This window comes from Mucilaginibacter sp. FW306-07-L, from assembly GCF_058782065.1.
In genome coordinates this window covers 19,114-34,470 of the sequence record NZ_JBYSXI010000001.1, presented here as the reverse complement: position 1 = coordinate 34,470, position 15,357 = coordinate 19,114, and the positions used below count along the sequence as shown (strand labels likewise).

General features: G+C 45.1%; 7 protein-coding genes. All 7 read right to left on the bottom strand.

From position 1 onward, the window contains the following. Positions 1-8: 8 nt before the first annotated feature. A complete protein-coding gene (locus AC3WJC_RS00110; RefSeq protein WP_492397030.1) occupies positions 9-2,426 on the bottom strand; it encodes an ABC transporter permease in 2,418 nt (805 codons plus the stop codon). Positions 2,427-2,596: 170 nt separating this feature from the next. Beyond that, positions 2,597-5,026 (bottom strand): ABC transporter permease, encoded by a 2,430-nt coding sequence (locus AC3WJC_RS00105; RefSeq protein ID WP_492397029.1) that lies wholly within the window; start codon positions 5,024-5,026, stop codon positions 2,597-2,599. Positions 5,027-5,048: 22 nt separating this feature from the next. Next, positions 5,049-7,439, bottom strand: coding sequence for an ABC transporter permease (locus AC3WJC_RS00100; RefSeq protein WP_492397028.1), 2,391 nt, complete (start codon positions 7,437-7,439; stop codon positions 5,049-5,051). 40 nt (positions 7,440-7,479) lie between these two features. Next, on the bottom strand, positions 7,480-9,852 hold the full coding sequence (locus AC3WJC_RS00095) for an ABC transporter permease (protein WP_492397027.1): 2,373 nt from the start codon (positions 9,850-9,852) through the stop codon (positions 7,480-7,482). A gap of 23 nt (positions 9,853-9,875) precedes the next feature. Further along, a complete protein-coding gene (locus AC3WJC_RS00090) occupies positions 9,876-12,233 on the bottom strand; it encodes an ABC transporter permease (protein ID WP_492397026.1) in 2,358 nt (785 codons plus the stop codon). Positions 12,234-12,270: 37 nt separating this feature from the next. Continuing rightward, entirely contained in the window at positions 12,271-14,637 is a 2,367-nt protein-coding gene (locus tag AC3WJC_RS00085; RefSeq protein ID WP_492397025.1) for an ABC transporter permease, read from the bottom strand. 39 nt (positions 14,638-14,676) lie between these two features. Then, a complete protein-coding gene (locus tag AC3WJC_RS00080; RefSeq protein ID WP_492397024.1) occupies positions 14,677-15,354 on the bottom strand; it encodes an ABC transporter ATP-binding protein in 678 nt (225 codons plus the stop codon). Between the last annotated feature and the right edge of the window lie 3 nt (positions 15,355-15,357).

Below are 15,357 nucleotides of genomic sequence, written 5' to 3'. Positions count from 1 at the left end.
GGGGTTACTTATTCGCTGCGTAAACTTTTCACCGGGTTAGCCAGCGCCGCCTTGATGGATTGAAAGCTGACGGTGATGAATGCTATAACTACTGCAATAACCGCGGCTAAAGCGAAAATCCACCAATGGATGTCAATACGGTATACAAAGCCTTGCAGCCACTTGTTCATCAGCCACCAGGCAACGGGGAAGGATATAAGCGTAGCCAGCAGCACCAGCTTTAAAAAATCACGTGACAGCAGCAGCACCAGGCCGGCAATATTGGCACCTAATACTTTGCGTATACCAATCTCCTTTGTACGCTGCACCATGATCATGAACGATATGGCCAACAGGCCGATGCATGATATAATAATAGCGATCACCGCCCCGCTGATAAATATGGCCGACAGGCGTTGCTCGGCTTTATACTGGCGCTCGGTGTTTTCATTCAGCCACGAACCTTCAAACTCAACGTTAGGAAAAGTTTCATGCCATTTACGCGCTATCATATCAAATGATCGCGAGAGATTAACGGGTTTCACCTTTACGAATATGTAGTTCATTTCATATCCGCTTAATGCCAGGGTCAAGGGCTCAATCTCGGTACGTAACGACCGGAAATTGTAATTCTTCATCACGCCTACTATAAGCGAAGGCTTTTTGTCATCCAAAGGCAAAAACGTGCCAACCACATTTTTACCACCAAGCTGGGCAGCCATTTTTTCGTTAATAACAACAGCGTTACTATCCGTAGCAAACTCGCGCGAAAAATCGCGGCCGTCGATAATTTTTATACCCATGGTTTTGGTATAATCGTACGATACGCCTTGTATATTGGTATGAATATCGTGGCCCTTATAAGTAAATCCCAAACGCGATGTACGGCTCGACCCATCCTTACCCCTGCCCATATTATCATATGCGCCGCTAACCGCCTCCACACCGGGCTGGCCGCTAAGCTGGTTGCGGAACAGTTCAACCGCCTTGGCTCCGTTTACCGAATTACCTACCGGAATACTTACTATTTCGTCCTTACTATAGCCAAGTGGTTTGTTCTTCAAAAAATCTATCTGCTGCCAGGTTACCAAGGTACATACAATCAGTAAAGTTGATAAAGAGAACTGGGTAACCAGTAGTACATTACGCACCTTACCCGGCTTTGTGGTATTTACCTTGCCTTTTAATACCTGTACGGTTTTGTAACGCATCATTAATAAGGCAGGGTACAGGCCGGCTATGATGGTAATCAGCAAAAACAGCCCCGTAATAACCGCTAAATGCATAGGTTGCAGCAGCATGCTGAGGGATACCTGGCTGAGGAAAGTTGCCTTGAAGCCCGGCAGCGCGAAATTGGCGATAACTATACCCATAATTAACGCGAACAAGCAAACCAGCACAGTTTCAATCCAGAATTGAATTAACAACTGCCACTTATTTGCACCGAGTGTTTTACGAACGCCTACTTCGCGGGCACGGGTAAAAGCCCGCGCTACCGACAGGTTTACAAAGTTTATGCAGGCAATAATGAGGATAAACGCGCCGATAACCAGTAACGACATAACGTATGTTTTACTGATTGATCCACCCTCAAGGCCAACCAGTTCGGTATTAAAATGATTATCGGCAAAGGCTAACAAATTAAGCGTATACACATTGCCTTGCGCATCGGGCCGGGCACCATCACGCTTCAGATCGGTAATTACATCTTTGTAGGCTTTTTTAACAAAGTTTTGCAGGCGCGATTCAAAACCGGCAGGTTTAACGTTATCATTCAGCAATGCAAACACCGTATGATCGGCCCAGCCCCAGTGCTTCATCCGCTCCTGGTAATTCGGCGTATTTTCAAAGCGGAGCAACATATCAAAACTGATACTTGAATTTTGCGGAAAATCTTTTACCACACCGCTAACCACAAAGGTTTTAGGCTCGCCTGAATAATTCAGCTCCAGGCTTTTTCCTATCGGATCCTGCTTGCCGAATATGGCATTGGCAGCAAACTGGGTAAGCACTACATCATTCAGATTATTTAAGGGCGCGGCGGTATTACCTTTCACAACCGGGAAGGTGAATATTTTAAAAAAATCAGCATCTACAAAATGGATGTCTTGTTCAATTTGCTTATTGCCATAGCGTACCAACGTACCACCGTTGCTCATACGGGTTATGTACTTTATATCCTGGTATTCCGCCTTGAGTGCCGGGGTAAGCGGCGCAGGCATTGAGGTTGCTTTTTCAACTTTTTCGGCACCGTTCTTTGTAAAATAAAACTGGTAAATATGATCAAGGTTGGTGTTGTATCTATCGTACGAGAACTCATAATACACCGTAAGGAATAGCATGATACAGCAAGCCACCGCTACCGACAGGCCAATGATATTCATGATGTTGAATACTTTGCCTTTACGCAGGTTACGCCAGGCGATTTTTAAGTAGTTTTTTAACATGATATGGTTGTTAATATTTTTATACCATTGATCTTAATTATGGATACACTACTCTAATAAACCCTGTACCAATAAAACAATCAATTGATTATCAAGTGAATATTTCAACATGCAAACATAGCTTATGTACGTATGCGTAACATACACTGTACGCATACGATACAGTATAATTACTCGCTGCGCAGGCTTTTAACCGGGTTGGCAACCGCGGCCTTTACAGCCTGCGTGCTCACCGTAACTATAGCGATCAGTAACGCTATACCGCCTGCCAGGGCAAACATCCACCAGCTTAAAATAATGCGGAAGGCAAAATCCTGCAGCCATTGGTCCATAATATAACCGGCAACAGGTGCCGCTATAAGCAGGGCCAGTAATACCAGCTTTACAAAATCAGCAGAGAGCATGGCGGTTATGTTAGTTACCGATGCGCCCAAAACCTTACGTATGCCTATCTCCTTAATGCGCTGCTGTGTGGTAAAGGTGATGAGGCCAAACAAACCAAGACAAGCCAGGAACACGATCAGCATACTAAAGCTAAAAAACAGTTGCTTCAGCTTAGCCTCGTTTTTGTATTGGGCGTTTACAACATCGCTTACCCACTCATATAAAAACGGCTTTTCGGGATAAGTACTCTTAAAAAGGGTGTTAATGGCGGCCAGTGAGTTTGAAGGGTGGTTTTCCTTTAACCTGATAAGTATATACCCCTCGTTTGATTTATCGGCACGTATGATACAGGGTTTCATGCCAAAGTGTAAGGATTGGTTATGAAAATCGCTGATGATACCTACGGGCATCCCTTCCACTACGGGAATTTTGGTGTTCAATTTAACCCCTAATAGTTTCGCGGTGTAATCGGTTACTATTACCGGGCGGTTGTTAAGTATATTATCATTGTTTTTAGCCTGAAGCGGATCTGCCTCTACATTCATCAGCGAATCGGCATTGATAGCATCGCTCTTTAAAGCGGGATCAAACAACCGCCCGCTCTTCAACTTTACTTTAAGCAAAGCCGGCAGGTCAGCATCGCCACGAATGTAATTGGCTGTTATTTTACCGCTTTGGCCCGGTACGCTAATCTCGGTAGACATATTGCCCGGCCCGGCACCGGGGTACCATGAGGCTATACTTACGGCCTCAACACCCGGCAATTGTTTAAGCCGCTGTTTAAAGGTTTCGGCATTGTTGCCCCAGTTGTTGTAGCTTAACTTAACCAGGTTATTTTTATCAAAACCAACATCGGCCGTTTCAATATAATTAAGCTGGTAATGCACTACCAGCGTAGCAATGATAATGCCTATAGAGATAACAAACTGCCCTACCACCAGTGTTTTTTTAAGCCAGTTAAGGCTAAAGCCTGTTGATGCCTGGCTGCGCAATATCACCATAGGGTTGGGCTGCGAAAGGTACCAGGCCGGGTACAAGCCCGTAAGCAGGCTAACCGCTAATACCGTTACAATGGCCAGCACTATAAAACCGGCGTTATAGGCGTTAAACACCAACTGATGCCCCATATAGGTTTCTACATAAGGTATAATGAGCTGGTATAGCGCTAGCGCCAAAACAAAAGCCAGCGTAAAAAACACCAACGATTCGGTAAGGTAACGCGCTACCAATTGCCCCTTGCCCGCGCCAAGCACTTTGCGCACGCCGGTTTCGCGCATGCGGCTGAATACGCGCGAGGTAGTTAGCGTCATATAATTAAAGCAGGCAATAAGCAACAGCAAGGCTGCAACCGCTATAAAAATGTATATGTTGCGCATACTGCCATGCACATCCTGAACCTCGGCAAAATCCGACCGCAGGTATACATCCTCAAATGGCTGTAACTGGTAACTGTAGCCCGGCTTATTAGGCGCGGTTATACCGGCGTACCAGGCATCTATTTTTTTGCTGAATTTGCCTGCATCGGTACCCGCCTTTAACAGCAGGTACTGTGTGCTGAATGTTCCGTATTCTTCTTTAGCAAGCAGATCATCTTTGGGGCGGTAGCTTGCAATAGAAATTACATCGGCCCTTAAATGCGAGTTGACCGGCAATGCTTTTATGACACCGGTTACAAGGTAAGGTTGCGGATCGCCGTACTCAGGCATGTTATAATATATTTTACCTACCGGATTTTGCCCCTTAAAATATTGCTGTTTGAATTTTTCAGTTATCACGAGGTTAGCATATCCGGGTACGAATTTTTTAGGGTTGCCTTCGATGATCTGCAGATCCAGGAAATTCCATACGGATGCTTCGGCTGACAGGTTTTTTACCGCAACGCCATCGCTGTTGCTGCCAATTTTCAGCCGGTCGCCGTATACCGACATGCGGCAGTAATCCTCTACCTCCGGAAAATCCTTTTTTAACGACGGCCCCAAACCCGTGAAAGCCAACGGAAAACGATTATCCCCCTTAATACGGTTATTTACTGATATGGCTCGGTAAATCCGGTCGGCTTTTTTCCACTGCTTGTCGTACGATAATTCATCTATCACAATGGCCGCCACCAGCAGGCACGCGGCAAGCCCCACACCCAAGCCTATCAGGTTAATAGCCGCGTAGGTTTTGTTACGCCACAGGCCGCGCCAGGTTATCAGTAAATTTTTGGTGAACATAATTTGCCTAATTATTATAATACTACTCGCTGCGCAGGCTTTTAACCGGATTGGCTAAAGCCGCCTTTATGGATTGAGAACTAACTGTTATAAAAGCGATAACCATGGCCATTACGCCTGCCAGCGCAAAAACCTGCCAGCCTATAGCCGTGCGATAAGCAAAATCAGCAAGCCATTTATTCATGGCATACCAGGCGACAGGTATGGCAATTGCCAGCGATATGCCTACCAGCAGCATAAACTCTTTGGTAAGCAGTTGTACCACACCGGCTACACTTGCGCCCAACACCTTGCGTATCCCTATTTCGCGGGTTTTAACCTGTGCCGTATAAGTTGCCAGACCTAATAACCCCAGGCACGAAAGCACGATGGCCACCGCCGAGAACAGATTAAACAACGCTGATGTACGCTGCTCCTTTTTATAAAGGTCATTAAAGGCATCATCTAAAAAGCTATAATTAAATGGTATTTGCCCGTTATATTGTTTCCATTGCAAGTTAGCAGCCTCCACAGCCTTATTTGCCTGTACGCCCGTTGTTTTTACATATACCTGCCAGCAATCATCTGGTTTATAGGTAAATACTACCGGCTCAATTTTACTGTGCATAGAGCTGATATGAAAATCCTTTACCACACCTATAATAGTGCCGTGTATTTTCCACAAGCGCATATTTTTACCAACCGGGTCTTTTAGTTCCATGGCTTTAACAGCGGCTTCGTTTACAATAAAGTGTGCCGAATCGGCCACCGCGCCGGTAAACATTTTACCCTCAACCATAGGGAATTTGAAGAATGGCATAGAAGTTTGATCAACCTGTACCGGATGAAACAACAGGTTGGAAGTAGCGGGCTTGCCATCCCAATCGTTATCGCCTGTCCATCCCTGGTTATTAATAATATTGCCCCCAAGCCTGGTTACTGATAACACACCGGGTTGCTTTAACAGTTCGGCCTTTACGGCATCGTAATGCTTATGCATATCCCCACGCATGTGGAATGAAAAAACATTCTCCTTATCGTAACCTAAATTTTTATTACGGATGAAATTCAATTGACTGCCAATGATCAACGTACCGATGATGAGCACTACTGATACCGAAAACTGTACAACTACCAGCACCCTGCGAAAGGCCACGTTACCCAGGCTACCTGCAATTTTACCTTTGAGCGCCTTTAGCGGCTCAAAAGATGAGAGCAGTACAGCGGGATAAATACTGGTAGCCGCAAGTGTGAGCAACAGTGTTGCGCCAATACATAGCCATATCTGGTAATTACTTAAACTCAGCGTTAACGCCTTTCCCGAAAAATCATTGTAATAAGGCAGCAGTAAATACATAACACCGATAGCAATAATAGTAGCCATGGCAAACATCAATGCTGTTTCAACCACAAACTGGGTAAATAACTGCAACTTACCCGCACCAATTATTTTACGCATACTTACCTCACGGGCACGCAGCATAGCACGCGCGGTTGATAGGTTTACATAATTAATACAGGCAATAACCAATATCATTACAGCTACTATACTAAATGTTTTTACGGTTTCAATAGCGCCACCGCTTTCGCCTATTTTGTACAGGTGGGTTAGTAACAGTGATTGGGTTACGTAAGGCACAGGCTTATCCTCAGGCTTATTACGCTCATGTATGGCCTGTAGCTTTTTGGTAACCTGGTTAAGGTTAGCGCCATCCTTTAAGTGCAGGTAGGTTTCAAAACCAAAGTTGCTCCAGTCGGCATCCATTGAGGCCAGGCGGGTTTTACCATCATAGCTAACATTACCCTCGGTGTAAGCCAGCTTGTTGTAGCGGGATATAGGGAGTAACACATCATATTTTACCGTTGAATTTGCCGGGGCATCCTCAATAACCCCGGTAACCTTCATCTGCTCATTATGCCCCAAAATAACAATTTTACCCAGCGGGTCTTCATCGCCAAAATACCTTTCAGCTACTGACCGGCTGATCACTACCGATTGATCGGCAGGGAATGGGTTACGCTTATCGCCGCTTACCAGGTTAAAGCCAAACATGGTAAAGTATGATGCATCGATAAAGGCTACATTGTCCTCCGTAAATACTTTATCCTTATACTTAAACGGGGTATCACCGCCAATGTTCATGATTCGTACGGCATCCTTTACCTCGGGCAGCTCGGCCTTGGCATAGGTTGCAACAGGGGCTATTACTACCGAGAACACCTGCCTTGTGGACCCGGTACCACCAACAACACCTACCTTGTAAATATTTTTGGCCTGGGTATTAAAGCTGTTAAAGCTTAACTCATCCTGCACCCAAAGCACTATGAATAAGCTGATAACCAAACCTAAAGCCAACCCGATAACATTGATGCCCGAGTAAAACTTATTGCCCCATATATTACGCCAGGCGGTTTTAAAATAGTTGCGTATCATGAAGATGTGCTTTTATGGTTGATGATGTATAATGAATCCTTTACTCGTTACGTAAACTTTTTACCGGATTGGCCACCGCCGCTTTAACAGATTGAAAACTTACCGTAACCAGGGCTATACCAAAGGTTACCAGCGCTGCCAGTACAAACACCCACCATTGCACCGGGGTGCGGTAGGCAAAACTTTGCAGCCATTTATCCATACTGTAATATCCCAGCGGGATGGCGATGAGCGTAGCGATCAGCACCGGTTTAAGCATATCGCCAGACAATAGGAGCAATATATTTTGCACCGATGAACCTAATACTTTGCGTACGCCGATCTCCTTGGTGCGTTTGGCGGCCGTAAATGATGCCAGGCCGAACAAGCCTAAACAGGCTATAAAGATGGCCAGGCCGGAGAATACGCTTAATATGGTTTGCTGCCGCAGATCAGCCTTGTACGTGGTATCAAATTTTTGATCGAGGAAGGTATACTCCATCGGGTAAGCAGGCGCGGCTTTTGCATAGGCTTGCTTAATGATATTAAGTCCGGCTGTAATATTGCCCGGTTTCATTTTGATCACGGTAACGCGGTGGTCTTCGGCGGGTGAGATCACCAGCGCATCCATGTTCTCTTTAAGTGAAAGAAAATTATAATCCTTAACCACGCCGACGATATGCCTCCGGGTACTGTCGCGCATGTTATCGATGATCCATTTACCTACAGCCTGCGCCGGGGTAAACCCAAGCTGACGGGCAGCCGTTTCATTAATGAGTGCCGCGCCGGTGGTATCCGTAGCAAAATCGGCTGAAAAATCTCGCCCGGCAACAATTTTAAGGCCGAGGGCTTTTACAAATTCAAATTCAGCGAATTCAGTACGCGCGTTAAAGGTTTCGTGCTGGCCTTCAACCTCAAAGCTGTGCCTGTCATAATACCCGCCCGGCTCGCCAGACATTATGGCAACGGCTTCTATATTACTGTTCCGCAGCAATTCATTTTTAAAGGCTAAGCGGTTGTTGTAAATATCATTATTATCAACAGGTATGATTACCGTTTGCTGCTTGCTGTAACCCAAATCCTTGCTCTTTACAAAGCTCATTTGTTTTTGTATAACGATGGTACTGATAATCAAAAACACCGAAATACTAAACTGCACCACTACCAGCGCCTGCCTGAAATAAGCACCGCCCTTACCCAGTTGCAGTTTGCCCTTGAGCGCCTGTATTGGCGAAAATGACGACAGGAAGAATGCCGGGTAGCTCCCCGCCAAAATGCCTACAAACAATATAATGCCTAACAGAAACAGATAGATGGCCGGCGAATTCCATGATATGGCAAGCGAATAACCCAGTAAACTGTTGTACCAAGGCATTACCAGCAGTAGCAAAGCCAGTGCAAGTGTGCATGAAATAACGGTTAACAATACCGATTCGCCGATGAACTGGCCGATCAAACTGTTACGCATAGCACCCAGCACTTTACGCAAACCCACCTCTTTTGAGCGTTCAACAGCGCGAAGCGTGGCCAGGTTCATGAAGTTGATGCAGGCGATGACCAGTATCAGCACCGCTATGGAAAGAAAGATGTAAACTACCTTTTTATCGCCATGCTTAACGTTATCAAAGCTGGACGATTCTTCAAAATAAATATCCTTTAACGGGGTAAGGGCGAGGTCAAAACGGGCATGCATTTTTGCCAGATCCTTACCCATGTATTTATCCATAAAAGCCGGGAACTGTTTTTCAAGCTGCGTCCGGGTAGCATTTTCTTTTAGCTCTATGTAAACAAACTCATTGTTATTACGCCATTTATTAAACCACTCCTCCTTAGCATAGTTAGTGATGGGTATCACCATATCAAAATTAAGGTGCGAGTTTGACGGAACATCCCGTGTAATACCGGTTACCTTTAGCTGTAAACTTTTATCCATCTCCAGCACTTTGCCTATAGCATCGGCATTGCCAAAGTATTTTTTAGCGGCCGTTTCAGTTAATACAACACTGTTTGGGTCTTTTAACACCGTTGCGGTGTTACCTTTAATCAGCGGAAAGCTGAACAGGCTGAAAAAATCGGTATCTACAGCGTAGATCTTTTTCTCGTTAAATGAGCTGGTGCCCAACGTAACCAACCCCTGGGTGGGCATAATGCGTACTGCACTTTTTATCTCATTAGGATAATCATTAAGCAAAGCAGGCGCATACGGACCAGACAGGTAAGGCACGCGAGCCTTGGTAGCATCGTACCCACGCATAACGCGGTATATGTTTTTGCCTTTTTTATGAAAGCTATCCACACTAAACTCATTCATGATGTACAGAAATATCATCATGCAAACGGTAATGCCTATAGTGAGCCCGAGTATGTGTATAAACGAAAATGATTTCTTTTTATACAGGTTGCGCCAGGCTATTTTTAAAAAATTCTTTAACATAATATCCTCGTTCTAAGGGTTAATTATTCGCTGCGCAGGCTTTTTACCGGGTTGGCAATAGCCGCCTTAATAGCCTGGTAACTAATGGTTGCCATAGCGATCAGGATTGAAATTACCGCCGCGCCAATAAACACCCATATACTTATATCAATACGGTAGGTATAACTCTTTAACCATTCCGTCATCCCCCACCAGGCCAGCGGTGCCGCCACAATGAAAGATATGATCACCAGCTTCAAAAAGTCAACAGACAGCAGGCGGGTAATACGTGCTACCGAGGCACCCAATACCTTGCGTACCCCTATCTCCTTAATGCGGTTTTGGGCCATATAAGTAGCGAGGCCAAACAAGCCCAGGCATGATATAAATACCGTTAGCCCGGCAAACAAGGTAGCCAGCGTACCTACACGTTGCTCTTCGGCGAATTTTTTGGCGTAGTCCTCATCCACAAAGGTGTACTCGAACGGATAATCAGGATTATATTTTTTAAAGATCTGCTCAATGGTTTTCAGGTTGGCAGCGGTGCTGCGTGCCGGGTTAAGTTTATAATGCACAATGTTAAACCATGAGCTTGGCCCCTGAATTACCATCGGGTGAACAGGCTCGTAGGGAGATTGCAGAATAAAATCCTTAACTACACCAACCACATGCCATTTAGTATCACCGTTGTTGATGATTTGCCCTACCGGGTTTTTAAAACCCATTACTTTAACCGCGGCCTGGTTAAGCAGCATGGCTAATGAATCGGTCGGATATTTTACAATATCAATATCGCGGCCATCAACAATCTTTAACCCAACGGTTTTGGTAAAATCGCCATCAACGTTAAATACGTTAAAATCGAGCCGCGCATTTGGGTCCTTACCCGGCCAGCTATAACCCCAGCTATCGCTCCAGCCTTCGGTAATTGGCGCGCTGGTTTTAGTGATACCGGTTATAGCCCCGCTGGCTACCATCTCGCTTCGTACGGCATTATAGTGCTTACCCAAATCTCCATTCATGTAACTGTATACCAGGTTATCCTTTTTATAGCCGGTATCGCGGTTTTGGCCATGCTGTAACTGGGTTTTTATAATAATGGTACAAATAATAAGCCCGATAGCGAACGTGAATTGAATTACCACTAATACCTTACGCGGGGCAACAAGGGCGTTGGCCGCTTTAAAAGTGCCCTTTAATACCTTTATTGGCTGGAATGACGACAGGTAAAAGGCCGGGTAACTACCCGCGATGACACCGGTAAGCAGTATGAAGCCGATGAATAATATCCAAAAATCAACACTTGCATAGGGTAAAACTAACTCTTTACCGGTTAACTGACTAAAGCCGCTTAAACTTAACTGAACGATGAGCAGTGCGAGTATACCCCCAAATAGGGCAATTAATATCGATTCTGCCAAAAACTGCCCGATCAGCAATCCGCGCGCGGCACCGGCAACCTTACGTATACCTACCTCTTTAGCACGTTTTTCGCTCCGGGCGGTGCTCAGGTTCATAAAGTTGATACAGGCAATCAGCAATATTAAACCTGCTATTGTAGCAAACAGTCTTACTGTACCTATACGCCCACCTACGTTTACGCCATTCTCAAACTGTGAGTATAAACGCCACTTGCTCGCAGGGTGCAAAAACACTTCGGTATCTTTTTGGTCAGAGTGTGATTTGGTGATGTTTTTTATACGTGCATTAGCCGTTGCTAATGATACACCCTTTTTTAACAAAGCATAGGTTTGCACCGAGTTATTTCCCCAGTACTCATCGTCCCAGCCTATTTTTTTCATGTAACTCCAGGGCAGCAGGTAGCCAAACTTAAAGCGGGTATTATTTGGCAGATCCTTCATTACAGCCGAAACCGTAAAGTTGGCGTTACTGTCAATCTTAACGGTTTTACCCATAGCTGCTTCGTTACTGCCAAACAGCTTTTTAGCTAATTTTTCCGTTAATACGATGGATGAATTATCAACCAGTGCCTTTTTACGCTCGCCCTTTACCAGCGGAAAGGTGAACATATTTACAAAACCCTGGTCGGTAAAGTAACCCCGCTCCATCAGCTTTTTATCGCCAACGGTAAATAAAAAAGTACACTCAGTGGTGTGGGTGGCATCCTCTATCTGCGGGTAATCAGCCTTCAGCGTTTTGGCCATTATTTTAGGCGTGGTATTCCAGCTCCAAAGGCTCCCGTCAAAAACCGCTCTATTGTACATGGTGTACAAGCGGTCTTTCTTCTCATGAAACTGATCGTAGCTGATCTCATTTTGCACCCATAGCAAAATAAGCGCCGCGCTGGCCATACCAATGGTTAAACCGGCAATGTTTATAAAGGTGAAACCCTTGTTCTTGATCAGGTTTCGCCAGGCTATTTTAAGGTAGTTTTTAAACATAAGGTATGTATTGTGATAAATGACTTTTATTAATTATTTACTCGCTGCGCAGGCTTTTTACCGGATTGGCAGTGGCCGCTTTAAAGGTGTTTAATGATACTACCAATAAGGTTAACAGCAATATGCCAACGCCAACCAAGCCAAACACCCAAAGGCTCATATCAACATGGTAAGTGTATTTTTGCAGCCAGTTGTGCATCAGGTACCAGGTTACCGGTACGGCAATTACAAAGGCCAACCCAACCAGCTTTAAAAACTCGGTTGATATCAGCATGATAACCTGCTTTACCGTTGCGCCAAGCACCTTGCGTATACCTATCTCGCGGAAACGCTTTTCGATGGTGAATGATGCCAGCCCGGCCAAACCAAGGCAGCAGATAAATATGGCCAGGCCTGCGAATATGTTGGTGATGCGGCTGATCAGTTCCTCGGTATAAAATTTCGCTCCGTACTCCTGATCGGCAAACCGGTATTCAAACAGGTCGTCAGGACTATATTTGTTATAAATGGTTTTGATAGATTCCAGCGCCTTTTTGGGCTGCACGCCATCATTAAGCCTGATGTTGATGATGTTAAGATTACTATTATTGCCATTGCGGTAATAAGTCATCATAGGCCGTACAGATTCATAAGGCGATGTCATTACAATATTGTCTGTTACGCCTGTAACCGTATACTCTCTGTCACCAAATCTCATTTTCATGCCTACCGCGTTCTTTAGCCCCATAGCGTCAACCGCGGCCTTATTAAGCAGCATACCAGAAGTATCTGCCGGGCTGCCTTCAAATTCATGCCCATGCAAAATTTTAACACCCAGTGTTTTACTAAAATCAACATCCGTATACATACCCGAAAAAATCATTTCCTCACCTGCCGACTTCCCTGCATAATCAGGCCCGCCTGTCGTCCACCAGATTTCAGTAACCGGTGAAAACGTACGGTTAACCGATTTAATTAGGCCCGTTTGCAAAAGCTCATTTTTAATAACCGTAAAATTTTTGCCTGTTGAACCGGTATTCGGTACCATAATCAGGTTATCGGCATTGTAGCCGGTATCCCGGCTTTTAACATGCTGTATCTGCTGGTAAATAATAATGGTTGATGATATCAGGAGTATTGACATTACAAACTGCCCAACCACCAGCGCCCTGCGGGGCGTAATTGCCCCTTTACCGACTAACAGGGTTCCCTTTAAAACTTTTACAGGATTAAAGGATGACAGGTACAGCGCCGGATAACTGCCCGCGGTTATCCCTGTAAATAATATGATGATCACAGCACCCAACCAAAGTAAGGGCTCACTAAAGTTCAGCACTAACTTTTTATCAACCAATTGGTTGAACATCGGCATTAATACAATAACCAATATAAGCGACAAGATGAACGCGATAAGCGATAAGATCATTGACTCGGCAAAAAATTGCAGTACCAGTTGCTTCCTGTCAGACCCAAGGGTTTTGCGTATGCCTACTTCCTTAGCACGTTTCTCGCTGCGCGCGGTTGACAGGTTCATGAAGTTAACGCAGGCAATCAGTAATATCACCAATGCTATAATGGAAAACAGGCGTACATAAGCTATCATGCCGCCTACATTCTTACCATCCTTAAAATCATGGTATAAATGCCATTTGCTCATGGGGTAAGCAAAGTACGAGCTTACCTTTTCATTAGGGTTATGCTTTTTCATTACCCCGTTTAGTATGCGGCCAACCTCGGCTTCAGTAACACCGGGTTTAGCTTTTACATACACCCGCCATGACGAATTAATCCATTCGGCCATGTCTCTTTTGGTGTTCGGGTCTGAATAGTTAAACGGCATCAAAGCATCAAACCGCACTGTTGAATTGCCGGGAGGATCGGCAATAACGGCGCTTACCTTAACCGACTGACTACTGTTTAACTTCAGCACCTTGTTTATCGGGTCGGTATCGCCAAAAAATGCTTTAGCAAAGGTTTGGGTGATAACTATCGATGACGGATCTTTCAACGCCTGTGCCGCGTTACCTTTTACAAACTTCCAGCTAAAAACATCCAGAAAGGCATCGTTAACATATAAAATATCACGTTTAAGCTTGATGTTTTTATAATCGATGAGGCTGCCCTGGGTTTGCGTGGTTACGGCCGCCTTTTCTATTTGCGGGTAGCCTGTTTGCAGCTCCGTAGCCAAAGGGAACACCATATTCTCATCGGTGAAAATGTTGTTCTTAAAATCACGCGTAGCGACGGCCTGGTAAACCCGGTCATAAGCGGTGTTGAACTTATCGAACGACAGCTCATCCTTCACCCATAAAAAAATAAACATGGCGCACGTTATGCCTATGGTTAAGCCCAACAGGTTGGTAAAGGCAAAACCCTTATTACGCACCAGGTTTCGCCAGGCTATTTTAACGTAGTTTTTAAACATGTTTATTGTGGCTTAAAGGTGATTTTGGGGTGATGATGTTTATATCATAATATTCTCTACCACGGTGTGGCCATCCAGCAGGCGGATAATGCGGTGGCTGTAGCGGGCATCGTGCTCGGAGTGGGTTACCATTACAATGGTAGTACCTTGTTCGTTCAGATCGGTTAGCAGTTCCATTACCTCGTTACCGTTGCTTGAGTCGAGGTTACCGGTGGGCTCATCCGCCAGTATAAGTTTAGGCTTGTTAACCACCGCGCGGGCAATAGCCACACGCTGCTGCTGACCGCCCGATAACTGCTGCGGGTAGTGGTTGCGGCGGTGCATGATCTGCATTTTATCCAGCACTTCCTCAACGCGCTTGGTACGGTCGGCGGCGGCTACGCCGGTATAGATCAATGGCAGCTCTACGTTCTCAAATACGGTAAGCTCATCAATCAGGTTAAAGCTTTGAAACACAAACCCGATGTTATGCTTGCGCAGATCGGCACGTTTACGCTCACTGTAATGCGCTATCTCGGTATCGTTAAATACATAGCTGCCGCCATCAGGATCATCCAGCATACCGATGATATTCAGCAGGGTTGATTTACCGCAGCCTGACGGCCCCATGATGGCCACAAACTCGCCCTTTTTTACTTCGATAGAAAGTTTGTTCAATGCAACGGTTTCTACTTCTTCAGTGCGATAAAACTTTTCGAGATCAGTTATCTTTATCATTTT